General features: G+C 37.8%; 30 protein-coding genes and 1 pseudogene. 19 read left to right on the top strand and 12 right to left on the bottom strand.

Translation table 11 applies throughout. The features are described from left to right. Window positions 1-114: 114 nt before the first annotated feature. Genes ACPC58_RS09575 through ACPC58_RS09565 form a run of 3 tightly spaced genes read right to left on the bottom strand, consistent with a single transcriptional unit; the run spans window position 115 to window position 5,172 of the window. The gene (locus tag ACPC58_RS09575; RefSeq protein WP_129194326.1) at window positions 115-1,710 is read right to left on the bottom strand and encodes a type I restriction-modification system subunit M; all 1,596 of its coding nucleotides are present in this window, start codon (window positions 1,708-1,710) and stop codon (window positions 115-117) included. Beyond that, complete coding sequence (locus ACPC58_RS09570) at window positions 1,710-4,787, bottom strand: type I restriction endonuclease subunit R (protein ID WP_434065888.1); 3,078 nt, start codon at window positions 4,785-4,787, stop codon at window positions 1,710-1,712. The genes ACPC58_RS09575 and ACPC58_RS09570 overlap by 1 nt, the downstream gene beginning before the upstream one ends. A gap of 10 nt (window positions 4,788-4,797) precedes the next feature. Then, complete coding sequence (locus tag ACPC58_RS09565) at window positions 4,798-5,172, bottom strand: hypothetical protein (RefSeq protein WP_099421331.1); 375 nt, start codon at window positions 5,170-5,172, stop codon at window positions 4,798-4,800. A 66-nt stretch (window positions 5,173-5,238) separates the two neighbouring features. Here ACPC58_RS09565 and ACPC58_RS09560 point away from each other — a divergent pair. Beyond that, window positions 5,239-5,586: pseudogene (locus tag ACPC58_RS09560) on the top strand (IS982 family transposase); the annotation flags it as partial. Here the strand turns inward: ACPC58_RS09560 and ACPC58_RS09555 are convergent. The 6 genes from ACPC58_RS09555 to ACPC58_RS09530 form a co-directional block, all read right to left on the bottom strand. Beyond that, window positions 5,511-5,810 carry a P-loop NTPase fold protein gene (locus ACPC58_RS09555; RefSeq protein ID WP_434065887.1) on the bottom strand — a complete coding sequence of 100 codons (300 nt, stop codon included), beginning with the start codon at window positions 5,808-5,810 and terminating at the stop codon, window positions 5,511-5,513. The pseudogene ACPC58_RS09560 and the gene ACPC58_RS09555 sit on opposite strands and share 76 nt — an antisense overlap. Before the next feature lie 158 nt (window positions 5,811-5,968). Further along, window positions 5,969-6,259, bottom strand: coding sequence for a DUF5960 family protein (locus ACPC58_RS09550; protein WP_434065886.1), 291 nt, complete (start codon window positions 6,257-6,259; stop codon window positions 5,969-5,971). Continuing rightward, the gene (locus ACPC58_RS09545; protein ID WP_434065885.1) at window positions 6,252-6,617 is read right to left on the bottom strand and encodes a hypothetical protein; all 366 of its coding nucleotides are present in this window, start codon (window positions 6,615-6,617) and stop codon (window positions 6,252-6,254) included. Before ACPC58_RS09545 ends, ACPC58_RS09550 begins: the two co-directional genes overlap by 8 nt. Next, window positions 6,617-8,032, bottom strand: coding sequence for a Y-family DNA polymerase (locus ACPC58_RS09540; RefSeq protein WP_434065884.1), 1,416 nt, complete (start codon window positions 8,030-8,032; stop codon window positions 6,617-6,619). The genes ACPC58_RS09545 and ACPC58_RS09540 overlap by 1 nt, the downstream gene beginning before the upstream one ends. A 2-nt stretch (window positions 8,033-8,034) precedes the next feature. After that, complete coding sequence (locus ACPC58_RS09535; protein WP_039670447.1) at window positions 8,035-8,712, bottom strand: helix-turn-helix domain-containing protein; 678 nt, start codon at window positions 8,710-8,712, stop codon at window positions 8,035-8,037. 2 nt (window positions 8,713-8,714) lie between these two features. After that, window positions 8,715-9,578, bottom strand: coding sequence for an ImmA/IrrE family metallo-endopeptidase (locus tag ACPC58_RS09530; protein WP_434065883.1), 864 nt, complete (start codon window positions 9,576-9,578; stop codon window positions 8,715-8,717). A 191-nt stretch (window positions 9,579-9,769) separates the two neighbouring features. Between ACPC58_RS09530 and ACPC58_RS09525 the strand changes: the two genes are divergently transcribed. Further along, complete coding sequence (locus ACPC58_RS09525) at window positions 9,770-10,132, top strand: hypothetical protein (RefSeq protein WP_434065882.1); 363 nt, start codon at window positions 9,770-9,772, stop codon at window positions 10,130-10,132. A gap of 43 nt (window positions 10,133-10,175) precedes the next feature. Here ACPC58_RS09525 and ACPC58_RS09520 read toward each other — a convergent pair whose 3' ends face one another. The 3 genes from ACPC58_RS09520 to ACPC58_RS09510 are packed head-to-tail and all read right to left on the bottom strand — an operon-like array spanning window position 10,176 to window position 11,731. Continuing rightward, the gene (locus tag ACPC58_RS09520; protein ID WP_155777942.1) at window positions 10,176-10,598 is read right to left on the bottom strand and encodes a hypothetical protein; all 423 of its coding nucleotides are present in this window, start codon (window positions 10,596-10,598) and stop codon (window positions 10,176-10,178) included. A gap of 4 nt (window positions 10,599-10,602) precedes the next feature. Continuing rightward, window positions 10,603-11,361: a hypothetical protein gene (locus tag ACPC58_RS09515; RefSeq protein WP_434065881.1), complete on the bottom strand. Its 759-nt coding sequence runs from the start codon at window positions 11,359-11,361 to the stop codon at window positions 10,603-10,605. Window positions 11,362-11,392: 31 nt separating this feature from the next. Then, complete coding sequence (locus ACPC58_RS09510) at window positions 11,393-11,731, bottom strand: helix-turn-helix domain-containing protein (RefSeq protein WP_434065880.1); 339 nt, start codon at window positions 11,729-11,731, stop codon at window positions 11,393-11,395. A gap of 613 nt (window positions 11,732-12,344) precedes the next feature. Between ACPC58_RS09510 and ACPC58_RS09505 the strand changes: the two genes are divergently transcribed. From ACPC58_RS09505 to ACPC58_RS09425, 17 genes are all read left to right on the top strand, one after another. Next, on the top strand, window positions 12,345-12,593 hold the full coding sequence (locus ACPC58_RS09505) for a hypothetical protein (protein ID WP_434065879.1): 249 nt from the start codon (window positions 12,345-12,347) through the stop codon (window positions 12,591-12,593). 36 nt (window positions 12,594-12,629) lie between these two features. Further along, on the top strand, window positions 12,630-12,926 hold the full coding sequence (locus ACPC58_RS09500) for a cytoplasmic protein (protein WP_333564569.1): 297 nt from the start codon (window positions 12,630-12,632) through the stop codon (window positions 12,924-12,926). A gap of 18 nt (window positions 12,927-12,944) precedes the next feature. Further along, entirely contained in the window at window positions 12,945-13,400 is a 456-nt protein-coding gene (locus tag ACPC58_RS09495) for a hypothetical protein (protein ID WP_017649873.1), read from the top strand. A 15-nt stretch (window positions 13,401-13,415) separates the two neighbouring features. Continuing rightward, window positions 13,416-15,086, top strand: coding sequence for an FtsK/SpoIIIE domain-containing protein (locus ACPC58_RS09490; RefSeq protein ID WP_434065878.1), 1,671 nt, complete (start codon window positions 13,416-13,418; stop codon window positions 15,084-15,086). Between the two features lie 208 nt (window positions 15,087-15,294). Further along, on the top strand, window positions 15,295-16,557 hold the full coding sequence (locus ACPC58_RS09485; protein WP_434065877.1) for a replication initiation factor domain-containing protein: 1,263 nt from the start codon (window positions 15,295-15,297) through the stop codon (window positions 16,555-16,557). Then, the gene (locus ACPC58_RS09480; protein ID WP_099390420.1) at window positions 16,541-16,771 is read left to right on the top strand and encodes a hypothetical protein; all 231 of its coding nucleotides are present in this window, start codon (window positions 16,541-16,543) and stop codon (window positions 16,769-16,771) included. The genes ACPC58_RS09485 and ACPC58_RS09480 overlap by 17 nt, the downstream gene beginning before the upstream one ends. Before the next feature lie 12 nt (window positions 16,772-16,783). Further along, complete coding sequence (locus ACPC58_RS09475; protein WP_434065876.1) at window positions 16,784-17,065, top strand: hypothetical protein; 282 nt, start codon at window positions 16,784-16,786, stop codon at window positions 17,063-17,065. 3 nt (window positions 17,066-17,068) lie between these two features. Beyond that, window positions 17,069-17,611, top strand: coding sequence for a conjugal transfer protein (locus ACPC58_RS09470; RefSeq protein WP_099421207.1), 543 nt, complete (start codon window positions 17,069-17,071; stop codon window positions 17,609-17,611). Window positions 17,612-17,623: 12 nt separating this feature from the next. Beyond that, the gene (locus ACPC58_RS09465) at window positions 17,624-18,604 is read left to right on the top strand and encodes a conjugal transfer protein (RefSeq protein WP_434065875.1); all 981 of its coding nucleotides are present in this window, start codon (window positions 17,624-17,626) and stop codon (window positions 18,602-18,604) included. Window positions 18,605-18,609: 5 nt separating this feature from the next. After that, on the top strand, window positions 18,610-18,834 hold the full coding sequence (locus ACPC58_RS09460) for a hypothetical protein (RefSeq protein ID WP_099390416.1): 225 nt from the start codon (window positions 18,610-18,612) through the stop codon (window positions 18,832-18,834). Window position 18,835: 1 nt separating this feature from the next. Beyond that, window positions 18,836-19,258: a conjugal transfer protein gene (locus ACPC58_RS09455; RefSeq protein ID WP_434065874.1), complete on the top strand. Its 423-nt coding sequence runs from the start codon at window positions 18,836-18,838 to the stop codon at window positions 19,256-19,258. 12 nt (window positions 19,259-19,270) lie between these two features. Then, window positions 19,271-21,775: an ATP-binding protein gene (locus ACPC58_RS09450; RefSeq protein WP_434065873.1), complete on the top strand. Its 2,505-nt coding sequence runs from the start codon at window positions 19,271-19,273 to the stop codon at window positions 21,773-21,775. Between the two features lie 14 nt (window positions 21,776-21,789). After that, on the top strand, window positions 21,790-23,793 hold the full coding sequence (locus ACPC58_RS09445) for a conjugal transfer protein (RefSeq protein WP_434065872.1): 2,004 nt from the start codon (window positions 21,790-21,792) through the stop codon (window positions 23,791-23,793). Beyond that, window positions 23,780-24,007, top strand: coding sequence for a hypothetical protein (locus ACPC58_RS09440; protein WP_099390412.1), 228 nt, complete (start codon window positions 23,780-23,782; stop codon window positions 24,005-24,007). Before ACPC58_RS09445 ends, ACPC58_RS09440 begins: the two co-directional genes overlap by 14 nt. 18 nt (window positions 24,008-24,025) lie before the next feature. Then, window positions 24,026-25,138, top strand: a complete 1,113-nt coding sequence (locus ACPC58_RS09435; protein WP_434065871.1) for a phage tail tip lysozyme — start codon at window positions 24,026-24,028, stop codon at window positions 25,136-25,138. 180 nt (window positions 25,139-25,318) lie between these two features. Further along, complete coding sequence (locus tag ACPC58_RS09430) at window positions 25,319-25,525, top strand: DUF3173 family protein (protein ID WP_195185400.1); 207 nt, start codon at window positions 25,319-25,321, stop codon at window positions 25,523-25,525. Window positions 25,526-25,528: 3 nt separating this feature from the next. Next, window positions 25,529-26,662: a tyrosine-type recombinase/integrase gene (locus tag ACPC58_RS09425; RefSeq protein WP_434065870.1), complete on the top strand. Its 1,134-nt coding sequence runs from the start codon at window positions 25,529-25,531 to the stop codon at window positions 26,660-26,662. Window positions 26,663-26,746 lie beyond the last annotated feature (84 nt).

Raw genomic sequence — 26,746 nt, 5'->3', positions numbered from 1 at the left:
TTTAACAATGCTCTAGATAATGAATTTGTAGACACAGGAAAATTAAAACATTCATCAAACTTATGCAGTTCCCAATCATCCGTAAAACCTTCAAACCTTAATTGTGGACTTTTTTTACTCATCATGACCGCCTCTCAAAAGAAGACGCATCGATTCAATCAAGGCTTGATTCTCTTCACTTTCTGAAAAATCGTTAATCAAAGATAAGAGCGTTTGATCTTGTTGAACTAATTCTTCATTGATCTTAAGGAGATTGGTATTCACTGCAACCAAATCAACCGGTTCTTCTTCCTCAAAGGTATCTACATAACGAGGGATATTTAAGTTAAAGTCATTTTCTTGGAGCTCATCAAAACTTGCAACATGAGCATATCTTTCAATATCTTCTCGCTTTTTGTAGGTAGAAACAATTTTATCAATATGTTCATCCAACAGGACATTTTGATTTTTTTGTTTTTCAAAGTCTTGAGAAGCATCGATAAACAAGACATCACGCCGAGAACGGTTTTTCTTCAAAATAATAACCGTTGTCGGAATACTCGTTCCAAAAAAGATATTGGCCGGCAAGCCAATAACCGCATCAATAGCTCCCATTTCTAAAAGGGCTTGACGGATGGTTCCTTCTGCGGCTCCTCTAAAGAGCACGCCATGAGGCAGGACAATCCCCATTGTTCCCGATTCTTTCAAATGGTAAAAACCGTGAAGGAGAAAGGCAAAGTCCGCTTTAGATTTAGGCGCTAATTTTCCAAAACGCTCAAAACGAGGGTCAGAGAGAAACTTATCTGCCGCTGACCATTTCGCAGAGTAAGGAGGGTTCATGACCACAGAATCAAACTGATAAGGTTCTTCTGAGGGCCAATCGGCATCTAAAGTATCTCCGTTATTCAGGTTCATGCGTTCTTTATCTACTCCATGAAGGATTAAGTTCATACGTGCTAAGTTAAAGGTCGTCGTATTTAACTCTTGTCCATGATAGTGCACTTGATCTGGATTCGTGAGATAACGACGGATATTAAGCATCAAAGAACCCGAACCCATCGCAGGATCGTAAATATGAAAAGGCGCACGGGTTTCTTGTCCAATCGACGTAATTTCTGACATGATTTTCGAAACAGCTTGAGGCGTATAAAACTCTCCTGCTTTTTTACCTGCACTTGACGCGAATTCTCCAATCAAATACTCATAAGCATCCCCAATCACATCGCCATTGTGTTCAAATAAGTCAATCTCATCTAAGGCACGCAAGACCTCAGTAATCGTCACATTACGTTGTTGTGCATTTGAGCCTAATTTTGTGGAGTTTAAATCAATATCCGCAAACAATCCACTAAATTCTTCTCCTTGACGTTCCAACTCATTAAAACCTGCTTGTAAGTCGGTCAAATTAAATTCATAGTTGTCTGCTTTGATGCGGTAGTGATAAAACAATTGATCGGGTTGGATAAAGTAACCTTGTTTGGGTTGGATATTTTCGATTAAATCGTCTTTGTCTTCTTCGTACCACTCCATGAATCCTGCATACTGAGTGGAACGTTCTGGGAAGGTATCTGTTTTTCCATTTTCTTGTTCATAAACTTCTCTAAGCTGCGCATCAGACAAGTACTTATAGAAAATTAATCCCAGTAAGTAGTTTTTGTACTCACTTGCATCCATCTTCCCACGTAAGATATCCGCAGAAGCCCATAGTTGTTGATTTAAACCTGTTGCCATTATAATTCTTCCTTCCATTTTTGAAGATGTTCAAAATTTTGTTGTAGTCGTTCTTCTAAAACTTTTGTTCTTCTTCTGTATTTTTCACCCGTTTTGGCTTCGAACTCTTCTTTACTGAGGGTCATCGAATCCAGTAAATGGGTTAAATAAGGGATTGTTTTCTTATCGCCTTGATATTCATTCATTGCAGACTGTAAAAAGTCGAAGGATAATCCAAATTCTTCAGCTTCTTTTTGAAGTTGTCTTTGAATTTCATTTTGAATCGAAGTCTCTTTTAATTGAGCCACATCGATCTCTTCAGTAGTATTGACGAGTTGATCTTTCAAGGTGTGATACATCTTTTGGATTTGAGGATCCTTTTGTTGGATTTCTTTTTCAAATTTTTCAACGGCCCCTGCTTCGTTTAATTGGATCGCTTTCAAAAGTTGATTAATATAAAAACTATCCACGACGTCTTTATGTGTCGCATTGAGCTGCGAAGAAAAAGCAATCTCTTGTAAAAGCTTCTCGAAGTCCTCCTCAGGATGCTCCTCATCCTCGATCATTTCTTTAATCTTTGTTTTAACATTTTCCGTTTTACCTTGATATTGTGGCAACTGCTCCACCACTTCTGAAAATGCTTCAAAGTCCTCTTCGTATTGATCATAGCTTCGGAGCGCTTTATAACTCTTTTCTAGCTTTTGATAAGCACTCACTTGCGCAATCATCGTTTTAAGATCGTTGGGATTATCCGATAGGTCAGCTTCGCTTTGTTTATAAAGTGTTGAACATTCGATAAATTCTTTTTTGACTTCTTCATATTCTCTTGGAATCAGTTGATCAAAGTTTTGCTTTTCATTTGAGAATAGACGAAACGTGTTTTGCACATTTTCTTTCATGGTGAAGGGCTTTCTAAAAGAGACAATCAACCCAGAATCTTTTCCTGTATAAATACGGTTGGTTCTTGAGAACGCTTGAAGGAGCTTTTGATAGTTCATTTCTCGATCAATATATAAGGTTTGAATCGTTGGAGAATCAAAGCCTGTCAATAAACGATCGACAACAATAACAAAATCTAGCCACTGACCATCCGATTGATATTGCTTTTCCTTACGGGCCAACCGTTTATTAATATTTTGATTGTAGAGTTTCTCATCTTGATAAGGAGAGGCATCAAACTGTTTCGCATACTCTTTCATGATCTCTACTAATTCATCGTCTTGTTCATTTTTTTCTAATTGATCCGGATTGGTTGAGAAGGTAATAGCTACTCTTGGGAAATCTTTATCAATCAGTTGATGACGTTCATCAAATTGTCGCCCATTCAAGAGTGTCCCATAATCTTTCATTTCCTTTAAAATCCGGTAAATATGTTTGGCTTGGGCAATCGAGTGAGTGGTAAGAATGGCTGACATCGTAGGAAAACCATTCTTTACCTTGAACTTTTTGACCACACTTCTCCGATTAAAGATTTTTTGTAACATGGTCCGAATATGTTCATCTGTTTCATAAAGTTCCGTAGGCAATAATTTTTCTTGTTGGAGGGCATCGTCTGGCAACTTTCCTTTATTGAGTTGGGTGACAATCACCTCTTGATCCTCTTCTGAAATCAGTGAATGATACTCGACTTGAAAGCCTAACACAGCCCCATCATCCATGGCATTTTTGGTTGTATAGGAGTGAAGGAGTGGCCCGTATTGCTGGCTCGTCGTTCTGGCAAAGGTTCCATTTTCTTGCTTTTTATTTTCTTCAAAAATAGGCGTCCCCGTTAATCCAAACCAGGTTGAATTGGGTAATATTTTCTTAATTCGCTTCATTTCCTCATCACTAACCGCACGATGAGCCTCATCAACAATAAAAACAAGATGTTCTTGCCGTAGCTTCTCAAATTGATTCGAGCCTTTTTCTTCACTCTCTTGTTGGGCACTTCGCATAGCCGCAGAGAGTTTTTGAATCGTGGTCACTAAAATCGTATTATTATTTTTTGATGAAAGGAGGTTTCGAGCCAACTGTTTTTGATTTTTGATCCCAACAATCAAAGTATTGGCTACCGAATTTCCGGTCGTTTGTCCGGTATGGTATTCCGAGGCAAACTTAGTAAACTCATCCTGCGTTTGAGCATCTAGGTCCGTTCTATCAACAACCATGACCGTACGATCGACACCGATCGCATTTTGTGCTAATAATTTCGTTGCGACAAAACTGGTAATGGTCTTTCCTGAACCTGTCGCATGCCAAATGAATCCTCCTTCATGCTGTGCCGCTTTTTTACGAATCTTACGAATAGCATGAATTTGGTAAGGCCTTAAAGCCATGAGGAATTTTTGATTTTTTTGATCATCGACGAGAATGGTATACTGGCTAATCAATTCATGGGCATCGGGTATCCGCAAAACTGTACGAGTAAAATCAAACAAATCGGAAACCGTTTGATTGTCTTCAGTCCGCCAATTAAATAAAAACTTCTTCATCCGAGCATAGGCTTCAGCGGTATCTTCACTAGGTCTTGCAAAGTATCGGGTATCGACTTTATTTGAAATCACCATGATTTGAGTAGTTGCGTAAATCCCTTTAAAAAATCCATCTTCTGCATAACGCTGAATTTGATAATAAGCTTGCATGAAACCGTCTTTAGCGGACTCTTTTTTGAGCTCAATATGAATGATTGGGAGCCCATTAATCAGCAAGCTCACATCTCCACGATCTACTCTAGAGGAATCTGGGACCACTTGGTGAACTACCTCATAAGAAGAAGTTCCTCCTGAGATATCCTTATTTCTAAAGGCTTCTAAAGTCACTTTTTTCCCATTTTCTCGCTCTAATAAAACTTGAGCCACCCCGTTTTCTCCTCTAAGCCATTGAGAAGCTAAAAAAGGCGTTCCGGTCAAACGTGAAAACTCGACTTTGACTTGCTTGAATTCTTTGTCCGTTAATAGTTGCTCTTCCAATACTGCTAAATTTATTCGGTTCAAATGGCCTCTAAAGTTTTGCCAAAGTGCTTCTTCCGACTTCAAGTCCGGACGATAAGTCCACTGATTTTCTTTCTCACTTAAGATCTGTATGAACTGGTTTTCAATCATTTGTTCGGAATGACTCATTTGATTCCCCTCATTTCCATAGTTGCCACCATTTTTTAGATTCTGTTTTTACCGGGTCTTTTTCTTTTGCCTTGTTTCGTTCTTCTTCTGATAACTTCAATTGAGCTTTCTGTCGTTCAATTTCTTCCTGCGCCTCACCCCTTATCGACGAGCCATCTTTCATATCCTCCTGAGGCATTTTAAGAGCTTTCAATTCATTGATTTCTGATTTATACTCTTCTAGTACTTTTTTATCCTGTAAGGCTTGACGTTGTTGGTGGTCTAAAAGATTTTGCATATTACTTAATTGTTTAAATTGTTCATCTTTAGTGTTTTGTAAATCTTTTATCTGCTCTTTTTGATACTCAATTATATCTAGTATACCTGAATTGCTAGTTGATTTCATTGAAAAATATATAAGTCGTGCTATCCTAAGCTTAAACCACTAAGAATTAGAAAGCGCACGACCTATATGACTTATAATAGCACACTTACAAAAGTTTTTGTTTATTTACTGACAAGCATTGAAGCGATTTATCAAACAAGCGTTCCACTCGAAATACAAAATCGGAAGAACGTCCATCTTGCAACATCTGACTGTTTAGTGATTACTTGTTACCTGTGGGGAGTGCTTCATTTTAGTGAAACACTTAAAGCAAAGCACCAATTGGCTCAAAGTCTATTCCCTAATTTTCTAGAATATTCTCGCTTTGTTCGTCGTTGTAATGCACTCTTACCGAGTATTCAACTCATTCGCCAAGCTCTCGTCTTTAAAGAAGTTGAAGGGATTGATGTGTCTATTATTGACAGCTTTACACTTCGCTCATCTTGTAATTTCCATAGTTTTAAATTTACGAATCTAGTCCTATTTGCATTTCTTTCTGCATTATTTAAAAAGGTAGTTTTACCACTTTCCCAAACACCATTTAAAAAGAATGTTTGATAACTTTCCTTTCTATCTGTTAAAGATTTTTTTAGAATTATTTCTACAAATGTTTTCTCGGCATTTTCAGTAGAGACTTCATCAAATCTAATTTCTTCCATCCTTTAGCCCTAATTCCTTCTTAATCTAGTTTATTCTAGTATAACACATCCGATTATATTTAAATAAAAAGAGGAGGTCTGTGCGCGATACACCAACTTCCTTTTAGAAGATTTTGAAATAATAACTTTACAACATACCCCTTCTAACTCATCTTACATTATAACTCCCCCCTTTGCCCCACATACCGAAACGTCCTGACATTCTTATTATCGGGCTCCAAGGTAACTTGAAATTGGAAATAATGGTCTCGTCCATCAACTGACTTTTCTTTGTTAAGTTTGAAGTAATTTTTATGAGAAAGTGCCATAGAAAGCAGAATATCATCAATAATAAAAGTCAATGGTGTACCGTCTGCTGAATAGCGGTAAAAGTCTTCTTCAAACTTGATATAGCTTTCTGAGAAATAATCCATCTGTAACTTATCTTTGTAAAGTTCCTTCCTATTCATTTTCTGTTCCTCCTTCCACTAAGTGAATGGCTAAAATATCTTTAACCTCGATAAGATGAAACTTATCTGTTGATTTTACTACAATTTCATCATTTGCTATTTCAGTCACCTGTCCTTGATAGGTGGCTTTTTGATTGCTTTCTTTGATGATAAATTGCCCTATTAGTTGCCCTGCATAGAGTTGTGAGATAAGAGTAAGCTTATCCAGTAAGCTAAGTTCATCTGAAAAGATTGTCTTATGCTTTTCCTCATCTAATAATGTGGTATGTTCAGATAGGAAAAAGCCCATCCATTTCATCATACCACGGTCTTGATGGTCTCTAGCAGATTGAAAAGGCAAATAGCTTCTATCTATCATTAGCTTAGTCCATCCAATCCACCTGCTGAATGTCCACCGACTAGCTTGCTTCTGGCAATAACCCGTGAGCCTTCTGATAAGGCATTTGCCTTCAAAAGCGAGGTAAATCCGAACTGATGTCTGATGGTGTCAATGGCTGATTGAAGCCTTTCTTCTTTTTCGATTTGTTCCACGTCATCAAAAAGGGAGATTAGTCCGAATGATTCATCTACTAATTGAGAATAATAAACGCTGATACTTCTAACCGCTCCTGAACTATACTTCTTATGAAACAGAGCCAGAACATGATTCTTCAAGGTTTCTGTTTGATTCGTTGGTTCAATCTTCATCTGAGCATGAATACTTTTCTTGCCTTCACTTCGAGAATAACCTACGCCAATAGAAATACAAGTCGTCTTCTTGCCTGTTTTTCTGAGACGGACAGCTACCTGCTCTGCCATTTCCGAAAGGACTATCTCAATTTCTTTCTGTCTGACATAATCTCTTGGCAATACTTGAGAATTGCCTATGCCATTAGATTTTGGTTTATAGGGTTTATGGACGTTACTTTCATCAATTCCATTAGCGTGAAAGAAAAGGTCAACACCATTGACTCCTAGATGAGCCTTGAGGACATCAGGATTACTATTAGCTAGTTCCTTGATAGACATAATTCCCAAAGCATTGAGTCGTTTCTTCATGCGACTGCCTATTCCCCAAAAATCCGTCATTTCCTGAATACCCCAGACCTTGGTTTCTACGTCCTCATAAGACCAATTTGCACGCATGGTTTTCGTCTTCTTGGCTTCATTATCCAACGCCAACTTAGCCAAAAGTGGGTTACTGTTAGACATGCCTACGGTTGAGTAAACGCCTGTCTGTCGGAAAATATCGTGTTGAATTTTACTTGAAATCACATCCAGCTTTTCTTTTCTGGACAAGTTTTTGTTAGGGACAAAGTAATTTAGAGAGCCTGTCAGGTCAATAAATCCCTCATCAATCGAATAAGGGAGAATATCTTCTGGACTCCCATAGTTTTGTAGAATACGCTGGATTTCTAGGTTCTTTTCGATATAGAGACTCATTCTTGGTGGGACAATAAAGGTCACCTTTGCCCATTCTTCGACAAATTGAACATACTCAGGTGTAATTTCAATCCCTTGACGTTTGGCATTATAGTAAGAAAACTTTCGAGTATGTATATCAAAGGGTAAGTCATATACTCTTCCGACATTCTGCTTACCAAAGACCTTTTTAAACATAGGTGATGAAGCAAGAATCAAGCCGTTTGAATTATCCGCTCTGCTCATGACACAAAGAGACGTTTTTAAGGGGTGAAGCCCTCGCTCGACACACTCAACACTGGCATAGAAGGATTTCATATCCACAAAAGCTATATCACTTTTAGGTTCTCGTGAATAATCAAAGTAGCCCATAGTTAGTCCTCCAAAGGCATGAAGTGACCGACAATCTTTCCTATCACTCGTGGATTCTCATCAAATGGCGCAAACTTATCAGGGTAATCCTTATTGATTGACACTAAGCGGAGCCCTTCTTCTTCTCGATAGACTTTCTTGATGTAGGTCTGTGAATCCCAGACAACAGCATAAACTGCCCCATCATAATCGAAGCCTGTTTCTCTGATAAGAGCTACTTCTCCGTTTTGATAAGTTGGTTCCATTGAATTTCCATCAACCCAAGAGGCAAAATCATGTGGCAACTCTTCATTGTAATAAACCACGTCATAGTCCAGGTCACCATAAACAGAAGCACCAATACCTGCAGAAAGTTTCTCGTAAACACGATACTCTGAACGCTTCTCTGCAATGCTGATAACCTTCTGTGACGATACCAGGTCACGAACATAGGTAATGGCTTTCTCTTGGTTTGGTTCTGTCAGCTGCTTATAGAGGGATGAAATTTCATCTTCACTCAAATAGCCTTCTGGAACCTTTAAGACTTTTTCCAACTTAGCAATATTGGCTTTAGTAGGCTTTGACAAGCCTTTTTCCCACTTGAAGTAAGCCTGCTTTGAAACACCGATGAGCTCAGCCAATTCTTGTTGCTCTAAGCCTAGTTCTTCTCGTTTTTGTTTTAATTTGTCAGGTTGATACATAACTACCTCTTTTCTAATAGGAGTATTGTTTTTGCTCTTGATTTAGCTTGCTTTGCGGTCAACATATCTGTACGCCAGGCGTAACCTACTGATTGTCCAAAATCATATTCTAACCAAGTATCAATATCATCTTCTTGCTCTAATTCCTTGCGAAAGCTATTTTCTAGCAACTCGGGAAACTCTGTACTTGCTACAAAATAACACTCTCTCAGGCGATTCAGAACTTTAGCAAGAACATCCTCTTCCACCGCTCGGTACTCGTCTTCAATCTCAGTATGGAGTTCCTCAAAAAGACTGAGAACAGACTTGCTTTGACCCGTTTGATATTGATAAATAGCTGAGCTAATCTCTTGATTGTCTAGTTTCAAACGATAGCGAAATAAATCTTGTAATCGAAATTTCAAGGCATCCGCTGATACGGATAGCTCTGTCATTACTCGCTTGAAACTATCCAAGCGATAATAAATTTTTGACAGTAGGACAATATCGGGCATGAGAATATAAGCAGAGAAAATATTGGCTTGGCTTTCTTCAACAGTATCTTTTTTACTACTTAATTGTGTAAACTGCTTACCTGAATGTCCCAAGATATAGTGACCTAGTTCATGACACTTGGTGAAGTTCTGCTTTACTTGCGGGTTCCGACTTTCATATGAGATTGAAATACCATCCTCATCAATCATAGTAAGTCCTTCAATCTTCCGATTGGTAAAGTGATGCTCCATTACCTTTATACCGAATTTCTGGATGCAATCATCAAAATAGTAATGAAAGTGATAATTCAAGGGTGACACCTGATTATCCTTCATAAATTGATATAGTTGTTCTCTTGCAATTTGGGTTACTTTTGTATAAACGTTTTTCACAGAACACTTCCTCACAAATTTATCGGTCAACTATTCGGTTGACTAGAATTATATAAAAAAAGCAGACGATTGTCCACTGAAAATTAGTTTAACAACTAACACATTTGTCTTGCAACCAGATTGAAACCCTATCATTAACACGTTTGTAACACGATTCCTGTAAAATAAATTCCAACTAGGAGGAAACATTTATGAAAAAATTACTTAGCCTTATTGCTCTTGCTTTTATTACTATCGTTCTGGTCGCTTGTTCAAGTAAACCTAATATGGACGGAGAATACTATGAAATCGGAGATTACGGAACTGACCTGGTCATCACTATTAAAGGTGACAAAGGGACAGTCGATGCCGAAGGTTCAACTAGCAGTATGACCATTGATACTGATACGCAAACTTTTGAAATCTCAGGATTCGTCAATCCAACGGTCAAATATGAATACAAAGATGATGTTATTACTGCTAATATTACAGGATCAGAACGCCAGTACTTCAAAAAAGGTAGTGAGGCTTATAAGGAAGAACTCCAGAAGTTTAATGTGACGGAGGAAGAATAGAAAAAAGGCTCAGAGAAAGTTCTCTGAGCTTATGCTATTTCATTCAACCTTTACTCTCCAACGACTTATAGTTAGAAATTTTTTCAACAGTCACTTCTCTTAATAAATATGGATTATTATCGTCTCCCTCAATTTCAACGAATATAGAGTTTTCTCCTTCAATTTCAAAAACTTTCCCAACTCGAAATTTTGAACCGACTTTTATTCTATCTTTTGCATCACCTAATTCATCAAAGAATTCTTCGGGTAAATCTCTCACTTCATAAGAATTCTTTGATAATTCATTTTCAATCTTATTATTTCTTATGGACTTGAATTTGTTAAAAACAGTTTCTCCACCCTTTAATACTGCAGCTCCTACCAGAACTCCAGCCATTGTCAGAAAAGCTTGATAATTGTTCGCACCACCGAAACGTTTAGCTCTAGTAGTCATATTTTGATATTCCATCCATTTTTTACTTGCCATTTTACTACTCCTTATCTAATAAAGAATCAATTTCCTTGCTCAAATTTTCAACTGCACTACTTAGTTCAGAGAGTGCCTCTATAGTATTAGAAGAATCTTCTGAAACTTTTGCTATCATCTCATTGTTATCTGTGAGTCTCTCATCAACAGTTCTGAAAAATTCTTGTAGCTTCTTGCTTTCTTCTATCCTCCATGCCTCATTATAATAAAGATTTATTGCCTCTTTGACACTATCTACTCGCCAATCAGAAAAATATTTTATTATTTGTTCAATTATTGAACTAGAAAGCATTGATTTTGGCAGTAACTCAATAGAATTAAGCATATTAAGGTTATATTCTGAATCTTCCTTGCTTATTTGTAATTCTTTTTCGGCCAACTGAAGCTTTTCTGATTTTTCTTTATCATCTTCTATTTTAAAACTTTGTCTCTTACCCTCATATTGCACATCAAAGTCTCGTTTTAATTGTAAAATAGTACTATTATGTTTTTCGATTTCAGAATTCCGATTGCCCACTGCTTTTTTTGATAATCTTCTTGGGTCAAAATAAGCAAATTCTTTAGGCTGATTCTTCTTTCCTATTTTTGATTCAACAAATTCAGGAAAATACTTATTATCAAACTCCACCAGTCTTCGAGGTTCATAGTTTTTAGCTTCTTCAAATTCCTTATTTGCCTGTTTGAACCTAGCAACTGATTTTTCGTATGTAATTACTTTATCTTTGATATTCTCTAATTCTGAGATAATCGTAGTTCTATCCATAACGCCACTCCTAATTTAAAACATAAATGCTTTATTTTTTATCCTCTTCAAAGAGCTTCTTCCGTTCCTTCATGAAGTCAATCAATTCTTCACGGAAGGTAGCTTTTTCCTCATCTGTCAGACCGTCTGATGCCATACGGAATAGAACTTCAACATTTGATAATTCATCTTCATCATCTTTTCCTGACAGGTAGTCCATTGTAACTCCGAAAAAGTCCGCAAATTTTTGAAGTGTCTCTGAGGTTGGCTTTCTTTTTCCTGCTTCCCATCGGGCATATTGAGGTTGAGAGACACCCACTTTTTCAGCCACTTCTGTCTGTGTTAATTTTGCTTGTAATCTCAATGATTTCAACCGTTCTGCAAATTCCATTGTCTATTCCTTCAAAAAAATTTTTATTTTTTACAAAAAACAGTTGACTTTATAACCAGTTGGATATATAATGTAAATATAACCGATAGGATATAAGTATCTTTGAAATAAAAACCTTATTCCAAAGGCTTCCTATCACTGTTCATTGCAAATTAAATAAAAAGTGCGTCTGACAACCAGAGGACTGACTATCAAACTACACTAAACTTCGTACCTTTATTGTATCTTGTTTGAAAAAGAAAGTCAAGTCCGTTTGTGGTTGAAGTTGAGATAGTAAAACAATTCTAGGAATTGTGGGCTCACACGCATTTCGGACTTTCGCACTTTTCCGAATAGTAAAGTGAACCGGCTTCGCCAAAGGGCGTAAGAGAATCGTGACAGGCGTGATAATGACTACCTGGATGATTGGCTGGGAAAGCGATGGTAATTGACGCAAAGCACCTTGCTAAACGTTGCCACCGTGAAAGGTTTGTCTAGTTCCTAGATAGGTCTTTCAACCAAATAACTCTTTTTCAAACGGACTACTTCTCTTTATTTCTCGGGAATAGTCTATGCTCAAGCTACTGGATTTTTCTAGTAGCTTTTGTTTTTACAATAAAGAAAGGAGGCATTTATGACCTCATATTTTGAACAATGCTTAGAGCGTCACTATCAAAATTACCTCTTTACACATAAAATGTACGCTCACAGCTTAGACCTGCAAGCAAGTCTCTTTAGTGCTGTCAAAGAAGAAATTGACACGCTCGTCAAGAAATTCAAGGCAACTGGCTATCCACTTGCTGAATTGACTTATTATAGTCAAATCTACAAAAACAAAATCAATCGCTTTTACTTTGCTCAAGTCAGCCCTGTTATGTGCTGATTTTTTATTACTCAAATATAGAAACGGAGACTACTTATGATTCCTGAAACACTCGTTATGAAACCAGAATTTATTGGAACTGCTTATTATGAAAAACTTGGTCATGCCCCACGTACCGTCTTTGGTAAAGAAGGCAAATACCAACGACACGTCCTGAATAGTCAGGTACATGGTTCGTTCCACGTCATCACACCTGCCACAAACACAATCTTTGATGAAGATACACAAGTCAAAGTAATTAACCCGATTTTCTTCCCAGACCGTGCAGTAAATGGTACCAGCGTAGCACCTGCACTCAATGTCTTTGCTGAAAAACTGGAAATTGTAAAATAAGAAAGGAATTAGAAAACTATGGCTAAAACTGGATTAAACTTTGGAGAAAAACTACAGATTGTTGATAAAAGCTACCGCGTTATCACTGATGCCTTAAAGCTAGATGAAGTCTTTGGCAAATTGACTTTCCGCAGTTTGGAAGGTGCAGAACTCATTTATGAAGCGGATCGTAGCCAACGAAATGATGATGGATCTTTCGCCCAAGTTCCAACAGGGGAAATTCGTGGTATTACCGTTGGTATCCATTCTGCCAACCAACACGAAACGCTCTTTTTCACTATCGTGGATATGTCAGAACAAGAAATCGCTGACCTTAATCTCAACTACCGTGAAGAAGTAGAACTAACAGACATTGTGGTGACCTATTCAGCTATTGGACGAAACGATAACTATCGTCTCTATGCTTCTGCTATCAAGAAAAAAGGGGCCCAACCTACTCCCAAAATTGAACCAAAAGCTGAAGATAAAAAATGATACTAGGAGGTAGATATGCACCTCTTTACCTATCGTGGATTACGTGTCCATAAATTTCACAGGCATATTCGGGTGATAACCAGTCTTCTACTATTATCACCTTTTTTAGTAGCGAATGGATTCTACTACTATCCCATCTATAATCAGCTTCTTGTTGACCCTTTACAGTATGTACCAAGTATCCTATTCACAACTATTCTACCAATCGTAGTTCTTTCAATCATTACACCTATTCTCTACCAGAAAATACTTTTCTTTCAACGCCTAAATACATTACGAATTATGGCTAATTTTCTTTTAGAAAATCGGTATTATACGTCAAAGACTATGAAACGAGAGGGGCGAACCAAAGAAAAAATTACTCTTCCAAAAGTCTACGTCAAACGTGGGAAATACCAACTACTTGTCTCTTTTATCCTTGAAGGCAATAAATTTCAAGACCGCTTTATCAATCTTGGCGCAACACTTGAAGTCATGTTCAATGGGGACTTTAGAAACAAAACCTTTGACGAGCGGTTCGTTCAATATGATATTGCCATCAACCGAATTGCCTCCCGCATTCCTGTCTCAGAAGTTACTGTGACAGATAGAGGGCTACGCCTCATGAAAGACGTCTTCTGGGACTATATTTCAGAACCACACTTACTAATTGGTGGAGGAACTGGAGGAGGTAAAACTGTCATTCTCATGACAATTGTATTGGCACTCTCTAAAATTGGCTTCATTGATTTATGTGACCCGAAGAATGCTGACTTAGCTGGTCTAAAAAAAGCACCTGTTTTTAAAGGTCGTATCTTCATTTCAAAAGAAGATATCATATCATGCCTCAAGGAAAATGTTGCTGAAATGGAAGAACGATACGAGGCCATGCAAAATCATCCTGACTACAAAACTGGAAAGAACTTTGCTCAATACGGTCTCAAGCCAAAATTCCTTGTCTTTGATGAGTGGGCAGCCTTCATCGCGAAGATAGAAAATGACTATCGCCTACAAGCTGAAGCGACAGAATACCTGACCCAAATCATCCTTGAAGGGCGTCAAGCAGGAATGTTTGTGATTCAAGCCATGCAGCGACCAGACGGTGAATACATCAAAACAGCACTTCGTGACAACTTCATGAAACGCCTCACCGTTGGACACTTAGAAGATACCGGATACAACATGATGTTTGGGGATGCAAACCGAAACAAAGAGTTCAAAAAGCTAGATAAAATCAATGGCAAAAAGGTTCATGGCCGTGGCTACATTGCCAATAACGGTGAACTAGCTGGTGAGTTCTTCTCCCCCTACGTTCCATTCGATGAAGGATTTTCTTTTGAAGAAAAATTTATGAAATTACCAGTGTTGGAAGATGGACAAACTAGTGCTATGGATGAGAAAGAGGAACTTGAAAACAACAACGAGGCAATGGACACGAAAACCGAGAAAAATTATCAACTACTAACGGAATTCGCGAAGGAAAAGGACCTCCCCGTCAAAACTCTCCGGAAAATTATCTATTTGCTAGATGAACGAGGGATGCCTTTTGACAAGGAGGAAAACTCACTGGTTGTGACACCTTTTCAAGAACAGTTACTTCTTGAAACCTTAGAACTATTTGAGGCGGAAGGGCGCAAGTCATACCCAAAGGCGGTTGAAAGTTGTCTCGCAAATCATGGGCTAGGACAAGAGCAAGGGCAAGCCTGACAACGTCAGGCGCAGACCGTAGCTCGCAGTTCCTTCGGCCCATGATTGTGTTTCAACCCCCGATTTCTAATAGGGGGGTAACATTTGTCAAAATGACAACATCCAACCCCCGAAACGCCAATGGTACCAAGGTTTTTCAAGATTAATCAAGTGTGTCACTTTGCCTCTAAAAACTGTGTCACTGACTAGAAAGGAGTTTTACTATTGAATGGATAAGTTAAATCCGCTACACCTCAAGAAATTTAGAAAGCAAACAGGTATGACCCAAAAACAATTTGCACAATCTATCGGGATTTCTACTCGCACCTATCGCAGTTACGAGGATGGTTCACGCGGACTGAGTTTAAAAAGATTTAATCAATTCAAAGGGAAGCTTGGATTTCATAAGCATAATACAGAAGGCCTCATAGACGTAACGATTGACTATCTACGAATGACATTCATGTCTATTCGTGACCTATCCCACTTCTGTCAAACCTACCTTCACTGTTCTTTTACCGAGTTCAAAGAGTTTGAAACGAGACTCCTAAATTACTCAAGGCTCTGGAAACGAGGTAATATTTGGATATTTGATTTTTGGGATAAAATCGAAACAGGAAATTTCCAAGTAACCCTCCAACTCTCTGGACAAGGCTGTCGCGAAATGGAACTCATACTAAAAAGCAAAAACCTTACCTGGAAAGAATTTCTCCAAGCAATGCTCTTTGATCTAACGGATAGCCGAATAACGAGGCTAGATATTGCCTTAGATGAACGCTACCTTGGTCACGAAAAAGAACATGAACAATTTCATCTTTCAGATTTAATTACCAAGGTCTATAAAGAAGAGGTCCGATTCAAACATATCAGAAGCTGGAATCACATTGGAGGAGGCAGTCTTAAAAACGTAGGGGACACGGATGCTAGTCAAGGTATTTCTATTTATTTTGGCAGTCGTCAAAGCAATCTCTACTTCAACTTCTATGAAAAACGCTATGAGCTAGCTCGAAGCGAACAAATCTCCGTGGAAGAATCCTTGGAGATTTTTGGTATCTGGAATCGATATGAGTTACGCTTTTCTCAAGAAAAAGCACAACTCGCAATCGAAGAATTTGTCAACGGTGTTGACTTAGGAGAAATCGCACGGGGAATCATCAACCACGAAATACAGGTATATGACGGCACCAATAAATTTGGTGCGTTTCTACCTGATCAAAAATGGCAACGTCTCTTTGGTGGTACTGATCCTCTAAAACTTCAAATGAAGCCTGAACCCTATTCTATTGACAGAACGGTCAATTGGCTGATGTATCAGGTCGCAAATTCACTCAAATTAGTAGAGGAAGCTGACAAAATCATGAATACAGATTTTCTAAAAATGATTCATGCGAATGGTGAAATAACCGAGCGAGGCGAAAATATCTTACAAGATTTACAAGCATCCTATCACTTACAAAATATAGAAGGAGAACACTATGGAATACAAAGTTGAACTGAATAGTTTAGATGAATTTAAAGCATGGTCTGGTGCTAGAGAAACCCTAAACGTTGTCCGAGAACGTGGTGGAATCGAGCAACTCACCTGGCTTTGTGAGGAAATTTTCTCAGGAACAATTCCAACTGAAGGTGAAATCAATGACTGGCTATGGTTTGATGATGACTATATCTATCGCTCCCTTGGCTATGATGACCTTGTTGAGGAGTAACAGGAGGCATTTATGACCCATCCATATGCAGAACGGTGTAAATTACATACCAACAACCTATTGGCTGAAAGAGTCCAAAAAATCTATGCCGACATGAGAAAACCTTTGAATAATAGCGATGATCTTTTAGTCGCAATCCATACTGAAATAAGATACGCAGACTCAGACCGAACCTACCTCCTCAATAACGTACTGAAGCGTTTAGAACAAGCCGACAAGCGCGAACGGCTCTTCTATGAGAAATTATCTAGCTTGGAATACCAGATTCGGCAAGCTCTTGATCCGAGTATCTAGCTGATGTTTATCAAAAATATTTATGAAGGTGCTACCTACTTTCATGAAACAAACGAAATCTGGTATCTATTTGTCGTATTGATGAAGGAGAAAGATTTTTATTTTGATACATTCGCGCGAAAAATAGATGATATGGATCACTACCAACATGCGTATTTTACAACGTCGGGCAAGGTCCTTGACTTTAATCGAAAGATGGACACTCATGTCGTCACCCTCTTTCGCCAAATCATCAAAGAACAACAAACCATATTTACGGAGGAAATAATCATGGCAAAACAAACTATTTTTGAAAAGAAAATCAAGTCTGTCTCTTTACAACTTGGTGAACTAATGAAAGCAAATAATGATAAGGAAGCCTGGACAAAAGCTGGTGAATTAAATAGCTTATTGAAAAACGAAGAGGCTGAAAAACTCCCTTTAGACTTCCTTGACCAGATTCGTTCAGAACTACGTAGCTACTACTACATTAACGGGGAAATCAATAAACTTCACAAACAGTTGTATGCAAAAGGCAATAAATTAATTGAGTTAGCTAGTTTCTAATCAGGAGGAGTTATGACAAAATTCATTTTACTGATTAACCAGGTAAAACAATATCTGTCACGTTTCAAAAAACAAGACAAGAAACGTGGTTCTCCAAAACTCATCAAAGCAACACGTAAAAACGTAAATATCCTAGTCCTTCTTGGATTAGGATGTTTCGTTTTAATTGGCATTCTTGGATCCATGCGTGCTATTGCCCTTTCCAGTAAAGTCACTCATCTGGAAACTGAAATTAGAAAGGCGCACTCTACACGCCTCACTCCAACAACTCCTTATACAGACTATCGCTTGAACTACTACCTCAATGACTTTGTGGCAGCCTATTTCACGTTTTCGGATAAAGCCGAAGAACAAGAAACTCAAATTGAAACACTCAATAATTTTTATAATGTCACCCCCACCATTAAGTCACAAGGTCAAAAACGAACACCTACCTCACTTGTTTCTGCTAAACTCTTACAACTGACTGATAACACTGCACTGTATCAAGTTACGTATAAACAAAAAGTGGAAGATAAAGAAGTGGAACTAACCACTGGCTTTTCCATTCCCTATGGTAAGAATGATAAAAGCTACTACGTTTCCGGATTACCTTGGTACTCTAGTTTGACAGATGTTCAAGCCAAAGATGTGGACACAGATTCAGCACTAAGCCTGACGGCTACAGACAATGTTTCAGAAGAAATTCATGGAAGAGTAACTAAATTCCTTACTATCTTCTTTTCCAATTACACTACGGATCAAGATAACCTTGACCTTGTAGGCAAAGGTTTAATCGCCCTTGAAAACACAATTTTTCATTCGATAGATTATATCTACTTAGTTGAAGATACGGGAACGATCACCGCCTACACACAAGTCACATTTGAAGTTGCTGGCAATACTCGCTCCGAAAACTTTACGTTAACACTTACTCCAAAAGGAGACTCCTATTATGTAACTCAATTACTTCACACTATTCCAAATGATTATGCAAAACCAGAAGGAGAATAATATCTATGAATACTAGTTCACTACAACAATTCCTCCAAGGAGATGGATCTTGGATTATTACAGCAGTCGCAATTCTATTAGCGATTAAAGCTTGGAAAAATAGTTCTTGGCTCCAGCTTTTCTCTGTTATAGGATTTTGGGGCATTATTATGTCAATGACCAAAGGACAACAGATTCTAGCTGTTATTGGTTGGTTCCTCCGTCTCTTTGGCATTGAAACGGGGCTTTGATATGAACACTGAAAAAGACCCGCTCTATGATTACGCTAGGGGGCTAAACGCTCCCTATTGGATTCAGGAAATCAAAACACAAAAAGGAACACGGATTTGGTACTTCGCAACACCTATGCAATTATCCTTTTTTGTTGTCTTTATCCTAGTTTTTGTCACTATGGTGCTAGGGCTTTCATTCATACTTGTCCCCCTCGCAAAAATTACTCACTCGATTTCCCTCTTATTATATGTGTATGTCCCTTATAAGCTGGCAAAGTTTTACACCGAATACGAACCACATGGAAAGAAAATGCATCTCTTTCTCACGGACTACATTTACTATTTATATGAATTTCGCCTGAACAAGAAAGCTATCTACCACGATGAACGCGTGGATTCCTTTGAGGAAGAGGAGATTGTCTTTGAACAAACAAATCTATAGAAAGGAGGCAATATGGCTATCAACCTACAATATCCTATTAAGGCTACTTACAGAAATCTTATTTACCGAAAGGATAAACATGTCGCTGCCTATTTCAGGATTCCAAATACTCCAATCACTATAACTGATAACGATAAAAAAAGAAAACATAAATGGACTGTCAGTCAGCTGATTAAAAAGCTAGCGAAAAATCAACACTTTGAAATTTCACTCATCCCAAAAGATTACCTTCTTGAAGAGAAGATGCGTGATTTTATGGATGCCCTTTCTCCCAATAACCGAAAATTAGGTGAAGACTTACTTCTTCATACAGTCGATACATTGACAGATGAAATGGAAATCCCCTATCAATTTGATTGGTTGGTCGGTGTTCGTCTCAGAAAACATGACAAGGCAAGTAGTCTTACAGACCTCGCTTATGAACGGTTCTCCGAACTGACAGAAACCATCGCAAATGGACTTGGTTTTGAATTAGAAGAAGAGAAACCATGGTATGAAGACTATCTTTCCGATGAACAAGACTGTTTTCAAATTCTCTCGACACTTCGTTGTCGCCGTCTAACCAACGAAGAATTATTCTACTATCAACGAATGCAATACTTACGCTATATTCCACATTTCAAGGGGGAGGTGCTTGCTAATCGTTCACTGTTTAACGTGACAGATACCTTAATAAAAAGCTTGAGCGGTGGCTTTCTCAAGTTAGAAAGTCCCTACGGAACATCCTTCGTAACCATTTTGCCAGTCGGAAAATTCAATACTATATTCAACGGATTCCACTTAGGTGAGTTTATCCAACGCCTAAATTTTCCTGTAGAACTTCAAATCAAGGCGGAGTTTATTGACAGAAATAAAATAAAGGGAAAAATGGGACGCTCTAATACTCGATATAAAAATATTATGGAAGAGGCAGACAGTACCAATACCGTCCAACAAGATGAGATTATCATGGGCTCCTTTTCCCTAAAAGATCTGATGAAAAAAGTCGGAAATAAAGAAGATATTATCGAGTATGGCGCTTATCTCATCGTATCAGCATCTTCTATCACTCAACTTCGGAACCGTCGCCAAGTGGTGCTAAACTACTTTGATGATATGGGCGTTGAAATCAGTGAAGCAAGCCACGATACACCGTACCTTTTCCAAAGTCTTCTCTATGGACAAGACCTGCAAAAGAAAACAAGAACCTGGACCCACATGGTTACGAGTCGAGGCTTTGCGGAACTCATGCCATTTGCGAATACATCTGCTGGTAATCGTATTGGTTGGTACATCGGTCGTGTAGATAACTGGACAGGACGTTGGGATTCAATCGATAAAGCTATACATGCCTCAAAAAACATTGTCCTCTTTAATGCAACCGTTGGAAATAAAGAAGACATTGCAGGAAAAATAACCAAAAATCCACATATCATCATTACCGGTGCAACTGGGCAAGGGAAATCTTTCCTGGCACAAATCATATTTTTATCTGTTGCGCTCCAAAACGTAAAAACGCTGTACATCGATCCTAAAAGGGAACTTCGTCATCACTACGAAGAAATCATGCATTCTCCAGAATTTTCTAGTCTCTATCCAGAACGAAAAAAACAACTGGAAGCATTCAACTTTGTCACACTCGATAGCTCACTCGCTTCCAATCACGGAGTGCTTGACCCGATTGTTGTATTGGAAAAAGAACAAGCCGTGGAAGTTGCAAAAAATATGTTGGAATTCATACTTCAGGCCGTCGATAATGTCACAATGGATCAAAAGACAGCTATTACTGAAACCATCAATGATATTGTCGATAAGAGACAGGCGGGTCAAACAGTTGGCTTTAAGCATGTGCTTGTAGCGCTCAAAGATAGTCAAAATGATCAGATTGCCTCAGTTGGTCGTTATCTAACCTCTATCGTAACCAACTCTATTTTGGAGTTGGCATTCTCTGACGGCACTACACAAGGCCTCAATTATGACTCACAAGTGACCATACTTGAAGTCGCAAACCTAAAATTACCAAAAACGGATACCACTAAGATTTCAGACCATGAACGGAACTCAATTGCACTAATGTTTGCTTTAGGAGCCTTTTGTACCCACTTTGGTGAACGAGATGAAAATGAAGATACTATTGAATTTTTTGATGAAGCATGGATACTGATGAAATCAGCTGAGGGCCAAGCAGTTATCAAGAATATGCGCCGTATTGGACGGTCAAAAAACAATACCTTAGCGCTTATCACACAATCCGTACATGACGCGGAAAATGACGATGATACAACTGGATTTGGAACAATTTTCGCCTTTTATGAAAAATCAGAACGAGAAGATATTCTTAAGCACATCCATTTAGAAGCAAATGAACAAAACTTAGAATGGATCGATAATATGATTCCTGGTCAATGTCTCTATTATGATGTCTACGGAAACCTCAATATGATTTCTATACACAATATCTTTGACGATATTGACATGCTCTTAAAACCAATGAAAGCAACTGTTTCATCCAGCCTAGAAAATAAATATGCTATGTAGAAAGGAGGGCTCATATGCAAGAAGCATTTGAGAAATTAAAAGGCGTCGATATCTTCGCTTTAAAATCATATCTTGAAAAGACCTCAAAAATTGAGACCTCCATCATCGTGGCAATGAACGAGATTTTTGTAAATCTCTTCTTTTTTGTCTTAAATCTTGTGGTAGGTTTTTTCTCACTAATGATTCGAGTTCTTGAAAATATAGATCTGTACGATTCCTACAAAACCTACGTCTATAATGCGGCCAATTCCATTTGGCAAGGGCTAACAGGCTCCACTTCGGGCGGACTTTCCAGTGGTTCATTGGTTTCTATGCTTCTTACAGTTGGAGCCTTTTACCTCTTTTATCAATATTTCTTTTCACGTGGAAACTTCATGCAGAAAGTTCTACATCTTTTTATCGTCACTGTCCTTGGATTTGGATACTTTGGAACAGTAGCTTCAACTTCAGGGGGACTTTATATCTTAGATACAATTGAAGACCTTGCAGATACTGTCACGACAAAAATATCAAATGTCTCTATTTCTTATGGAGATGGCAAGTCAATTAAAGTTGGAACCTCAATGGCTGATAGTTATATCGCCCAAACTTCTTACACTGCCTATGTCTTTGTGAATACTGGTCATGAAAACGGGAAATATAAAAATAGTCAAACTGGAGAAGAAGAGGTGTTTGAGGATTCAAAAGTACTCGGTATTAGGAATGAGGCTGGTCAATTTGTTTCCGTAAAGAATAAAGACAGAGAAGAATATCTGGATAAACTAGGAAATGATGCAAATGATGGAAAAGAAAAAAACCGATGGGTATCGGCTGTATGGGACTATCTATTCATTGAAACCTTCTATGTTATTTTTAAAATCATTGAAGCCATTATTATTGCGATTCCACTAATTCTTGTACAAATACTAAATCTTATTGCTCAAATTATCGTCCTTGCTATGATCCTATTATTCCCTCTCTCATTGCTCGTCTCATTTGTCCCTGCAATGCAAGATATCATCTTTGGAATTATGAAAGTCATGTTTGGAGGACTTGTCTTTCCGACTATTACGACCCTTATTACGCTGATTATCCTTTACTTAGAAAAAGTCATTGAAAGTTTCATCACTTCAGGATTTGATGCAGTTATCGGAAATTTTTCATCTCTTGCCACCTTTGCACTACTCTTCAAGCTTATGCTTACTGTTATTGCAAAGGCTGCAGTCTACTACTTCCTCTGGATATATAAAGGTGAACTTATTGAGTTCATTATGGGATCTAGAGCACGATTGAAGATGGAAGACATTGGACATCAGGTCGAGACTAGAGTAACTCAAGGAAGAGAAATCATCCAACAAGTTCCAACAAGAAGTTTTGAAACTGCACAACACATTGGAAACTTTGCCTTAGCTGGAACTGGTCTTGTAGCAGGATCCGCTATGCATGCAACATCTCATATCAAGGATATAGGTAACAGATTGAAACCAACTCCACCAAATCCTATACGAAAGGAAGAACCTGTAGAACAGGCGGAACAATCAAATACCATCGCTCCAGAACATAGACCACCTTCTCAATCGCCAAAACAAGATCCTATTTCTCCAGTAACACCAACCGTAACGACTGAAAAATTAGAAATCCATACACCAAAAGCGACAATGATTGAGCCAAACAGTCAAAAACAAAAAGTATCTACTATCCGTGTCAGTCAAGAACAATCAACAGAACGTAAACATTCAAGTCCCAACAAGAACTCACATTTCCCAACATCAGAACCTTTACCAGATATGGAGTATCAGGAGCTCAAGCAACAATGGATTTCACCGCGTAAACAACGCAAAATGAAACGTCTAGAAAAAGAACTCAACGAATATGATCAGATTGGATCAATGTATCAGGCACAAGGCTCCAATGCCTTTACAAAGAGTTTTCGTAAAACAATGACTAGAGACGACAAAATCAAAGCAAATATTGAGCGAAAAAATCATCTTATGAAAGAACTAAACAGACTGCGAGGTGAACAAGATGGACGCTATTAGAATCTATTCTAGAAATCAAATTCAAACACTCTTGGAAAAATACATTTATCAAGCTTATGAAGAAGATTTGAAAGCAATCAAAGTGACTGTTTTCTATCCTGTTGATGATCAGGAAGCCAGAAGAATTATTGAAACCTGTCGCGCAATGCAAGTCGTTTTGGATGCAAAATGGCTCTTCGGTACAATTATCTTCAAAGTTTATCTCAAACACTAAAGGAGGTGATGGGGTCACATGAAATTCCTATTTAAGCTTAGTTTGTTCACTCCACTTCTGTTGCCCCTTTTCCTTGTTGTCATTTTTGCGGCTGCCTTAGCTGGAAATCCCTCAAGCAATATAAGTAATGGAACAACATTTGGAAGACAAACAACATTGACGGCTAAAGAGGTGGCACAAAAAGCTTCAATTTCAGAAGAGCGAGCTGAGGACGTGATTAAAATTCTCAATTTTCAACTGTCAAAAGAAGGATTCACACTTGCAGGATCTAGCGGAAGCCTTGCAGTTGCAGAAAGAGAATCCGGTTTTGATCCTAAAGCCATTAATCCAAGCGGTGGTGTTGCCGGCTACTTTCAGTGGTCAGGCTGGTCAAATACAATTAACGGAAATCGTTGGTCAAAGGCATCCCGCAGAACACTCGACTCCGATATTCAGCTACAACTCATGTCTACAGAATTAAATGGGGATTATAAAAACGTTAAAACTGAAATGCAAAAGGCAACTGATCCTGCTCAAGCGGCCTTGTACTGGTCAGAACACTACGAAGGAGTTTCGCTATTCGATGGACAAACGAAGGCTGAAAAACTACAAAATGATGCCATCAAATGGTTCTCCATCTTCGATGGAACAATTACCACAGGAAGTATCATACCATTTTCAGGTGAAACAGGTCTTACTACTGGAACCCTACTTTCTTCTTTTACGTTCCCATCAGAATACGCTGGAAAACTCAAATATGGTGTTCCAACTGAAAAATCAGTTACAACACAAGGAAATAACACCTATCCACCTGGTCAGTGTACTTGGTACGTCTGCAATCGGCTGATTGAGACAGGAATCAGTACAAACTCAGCTATTTACAACTACAATGGCAATGGCCAGGATTGGGTAAATAGTTTAGTAGCTAAAGGTTGGATGAAAGTAACCGAACCACAAGTAGGGGCAGTCATGTCCATAAAGGGTGGATATAGAGGAACTCCGGTAGAATATGGACACGTAGCCTTTGTCGAGGCTGTCAATAAGGATGGCACATTTCTCATTTCCGAATGCAATATTGGAGGTGTTCAAAATAAACCACATTATGCCGTCTTAACAAACCAAAGCTACTATAGTTTCGCCATTCCACAATAAGCTATCGATTAAGAAAATTGAAATAAACAAATAAGTTTGATTATGAATATATCAGTTAAGAAAAATTTAGGGATATTGGATTATACTATCATCATCCAAATATTTTTCATATTCATAATCTCCTAGAAAGCAAGCTTAGAAATGGGCTTGTTTTCATTTTTAATGCAAAGGAGAGAAAAGATGATAATAACAATAAATAAAGATGATTTAATACTTCTTGGATTTACTGAAGGAACCTCAAAACAAATAATTCGAAAAGGAAAAAAACTGCTCGTCGAAAGAGGCTTTGTAGTATATAAAAACAAGCGCATTGGAACAATACCTGCAACGATTGTATCCGAATTACTTGGTATTGAAATACAAGATAGTAAGCTCACAAAGGGGTAGACAATGGTAATACGAAAAAGGAATAATGGAAGTTGGGATGTTGATGTTAGTAATGGATATGATCCGATAACATTAAAGCAACGAAGAATCATCCGTAAAGGATATAAAACAAAAAAAGAAGCTATCGAGGCAGAAACCTTTCTACGAACTGTAGAATTAAAAAACAATAAATACGGTACTAAAGCTACAATCCCATTACTATATAATCTCCTTAAAGAAGAAGATGTTATAAATCAACGAAAAATTAGCTATATAAACACGCAGGAAAATAACTATAACAAACACATTAAAGATTACTTTTCAAAATTAAATGATGTGGGAAAATTAACATACGAAGATATTTATGAATTCCGAGAACACTTAAGAAAAAAAAGAGCTAAAAACTCAGAAAAAAAATTAAGTACAAATACTATCAATAAAATCATGATTTTACTTAAAAAAATACTTGATGTAGGAATTAGAAAAGGCTACTACACTCAAAATCCAGTAAATCAATTAAAGAAACTACCAATTGTAAAACCACAAATAAAATACTGGACTATACAAGAGTTCCATCAATTTCTCAAACTATTTACAGTAGAGGAGTACCATTTAAAACTGCTTTTCACAGTATTGTACTTTACAGGTATGAGGCTAGGAGAAGCACTTGCATTAACTTGGGAAGATATTGATTTAAATATAAATACAATCTTTGTAACCAAGTCAATTTATACAAAAGATAAAGTAAGTCATATTAGCACTACAAAAACTAGAGCAGGAACCAGAAGAATCATCCTTAACAAGAAACTAATCACTGAACTAGAAACTTGGAAAGAAAAACAATTTAATCTATTAAAGGCATTTACAAAAGAGCCATTGAAACTAAAAATTTTTCAAAACAGTCCAGTCATACTTACAAAAGATAGTATAGAAAAGCAATATAAAAAAATCTTGAGTCGAGATACGCAACTAAAAAAAATAAGAATACATGATTTTCGACACTCCCACGCATCCCTTTTAATAAACCAAGGTGAGGATTATCATATAGTAAAAGAACGTTTAGGACATGCTTCAATTACAACAACAATTGATACCTACTCACACTTGTATCCAAGTAAACAGAAAGACTTGGCAGAAAAATTAGATGATTTATTGTAGAAAATACGGCTCTATAATTTCTGTAGTGGGTAAATCCACTGTAGAGATTATGGAGCCTTTTTTAGTGTAGAAAAAAAGTCCCAT

This window comes from Streptococcus sp. VTCC 12905 (assembly GCF_049893385.1).
Taxonomy (GTDB): domain Bacteria; phylum Bacillota; class Bacilli; order Lactobacillales; family Streptococcaceae; genus Streptococcus; species Streptococcus suis_AA.
Note: the sequence above shows the minus strand (reverse complement) of the source record. Positions and strands in the feature narration are given on the sequence as shown.

What these genes read in the sequence shown, in the direction of transcription:
- ACPC58_RS09515 (WP_434065881.1), bottom strand. Translation starts at nt 11,361, where the DNA reads ATGGATAGAACTACGATTATCTCAGAATTAGAGAATATCAAAGATAAA.
- ACPC58_RS09550 (WP_434065886.1), bottom strand. Translation starts at nt 6,259, where the DNA reads ATGAATAGGAAGGAACTTTACAAAGATAAGTTACAGATGGATTATTTC.
- ACPC58_RS09500 (WP_333564569.1), top strand. Translation starts at nt 12,630, where the DNA reads ATGATTCCTGAAACACTCGTTATGAAACCAGAATTTATTGGAACTGCT.
- ACPC58_RS09460 (WP_099390416.1), top strand. Translation starts at nt 18,610, where the DNA reads ATGAATACTAGTTCACTACAACAATTCCTCCAAGGAGATGGATCTTGG.
- ACPC58_RS09545 (WP_434065885.1), bottom strand. Translation starts at nt 6,617, where the DNA reads ATGATAGATAGAAGCTATTTGCCTTTTCAATCTGCTAGAGACCATCAA.
- ACPC58_RS09430 (WP_195185400.1), top strand. Translation starts at nt 25,319, where the DNA reads ATGATAATAACAATAAATAAAGATGATTTAATACTTCTTGGATTTACT.
- ACPC58_RS09520 (WP_155777942.1), bottom strand. Translation starts at nt 10,598, where the DNA reads ATGGCAAGTAAAAAATGGATGGAATATCAAAATATGACTACTAGAGCT.
- ACPC58_RS09540 (WP_434065884.1), bottom strand. Translation starts at nt 8,032, where the DNA reads ATGGGCTACTTTGATTATTCACGAGAACCTAAAAGTGATATAGCTTTT.
- ACPC58_RS09575 (WP_129194326.1), bottom strand. Translation starts at nt 1,710, where the DNA reads ATGGCAACAGGTTTAAATCAACAACTATGGGCTTCTGCGGATATCTTA.
- ACPC58_RS09485 (WP_434065877.1), top strand. Translation starts at nt 15,295, where the DNA reads ATGGATAAGTTAAATCCGCTACACCTCAAGAAATTTAGAAAGCAAACA.
- ACPC58_RS09525 (WP_434065882.1), top strand. Translation starts at nt 9,770, where the DNA reads ATGAAAAAATTACTTAGCCTTATTGCTCTTGCTTTTATTACTATCGTT.
- ACPC58_RS09445 (WP_434065872.1), top strand. Translation starts at nt 21,790, where the DNA reads ATGCAAGAAGCATTTGAGAAATTAAAAGGCGTCGATATCTTCGCTTTA.
- ACPC58_RS09570 (WP_434065888.1), bottom strand. Translation starts at nt 4,787, where the DNA reads ATGAGTCATTCCGAACAAATGATTGAAAACCAGTTCATACAGATCTTA.
- ACPC58_RS09455 (WP_434065874.1), top strand. Translation starts at nt 18,836, where the DNA reads ATGAACACTGAAAAAGACCCGCTCTATGATTACGCTAGGGGGCTAAAC.
- ACPC58_RS09480 (WP_099390420.1), top strand. Translation starts at nt 16,541, where the DNA reads ATGGAATACAAAGTTGAACTGAATAGTTTAGATGAATTTAAAGCATGG.
- ACPC58_RS09470 (WP_099421207.1), top strand. Translation starts at nt 17,069, where the DNA reads ATGTTTATCAAAAATATTTATGAAGGTGCTACCTACTTTCATGAAACA.
- ACPC58_RS09505 (WP_434065879.1), top strand. Translation starts at nt 12,345, where the DNA reads ATGACCTCATATTTTGAACAATGCTTAGAGCGTCACTATCAAAATTAC.
- ACPC58_RS09555 (WP_434065887.1), bottom strand. Translation starts at nt 5,810, where the DNA reads ATGGAAGAAATTAGATTTGATGAAGTCTCTACTGAAAATGCCGAGAAA.
- ACPC58_RS09565 (WP_099421331.1), bottom strand. Translation starts at nt 5,172, where the DNA reads ATGAAATCAACTAGCAATTCAGGTATACTAGATATAATTGAGTATCAA.
- ACPC58_RS09510 (WP_434065880.1), bottom strand. Translation starts at nt 11,731, where the DNA reads ATGGAATTTGCAGAACGGTTGAAATCATTGAGATTACAAGCAAAATTA.
- ACPC58_RS09535 (WP_039670447.1), bottom strand. Translation starts at nt 8,712, where the DNA reads ATGTATCAACCTGACAAATTAAAACAAAAACGAGAAGAACTAGGCTTA.
- ACPC58_RS09475 (WP_434065876.1), top strand. Translation starts at nt 16,784, where the DNA reads ATGACCCATCCATATGCAGAACGGTGTAAATTACATACCAACAACCTA.
- ACPC58_RS09490 (WP_434065878.1), top strand. Translation starts at nt 13,416, where the DNA reads ATGCACCTCTTTACCTATCGTGGATTACGTGTCCATAAATTTCACAGG.
- ACPC58_RS09440 (WP_099390412.1), top strand. Translation starts at nt 23,780, where the DNA reads ATGGACGCTATTAGAATCTATTCTAGAAATCAAATTCAAACACTCTTG.
- ACPC58_RS09495 (WP_017649873.1), top strand. Translation starts at nt 12,945, where the DNA reads ATGGCTAAAACTGGATTAAACTTTGGAGAAAAACTACAGATTGTTGAT.
- ACPC58_RS09450 (WP_434065873.1), top strand. Translation starts at nt 19,271, where the DNA reads ATGGCTATCAACCTACAATATCCTATTAAGGCTACTTACAGAAATCTT.
- ACPC58_RS09465 (WP_434065875.1), top strand. Translation starts at nt 17,624, where the DNA reads ATGACAAAATTCATTTTACTGATTAACCAGGTAAAACAATATCTGTCA.
- ACPC58_RS09435 (WP_434065871.1), top strand. Translation starts at nt 24,026, where the DNA reads ATGAAATTCCTATTTAAGCTTAGTTTGTTCACTCCACTTCTGTTGCCC.
- ACPC58_RS09425 (WP_434065870.1), top strand. Translation starts at nt 25,529, where the DNA reads ATGGTAATACGAAAAAGGAATAATGGAAGTTGGGATGTTGATGTTAGT.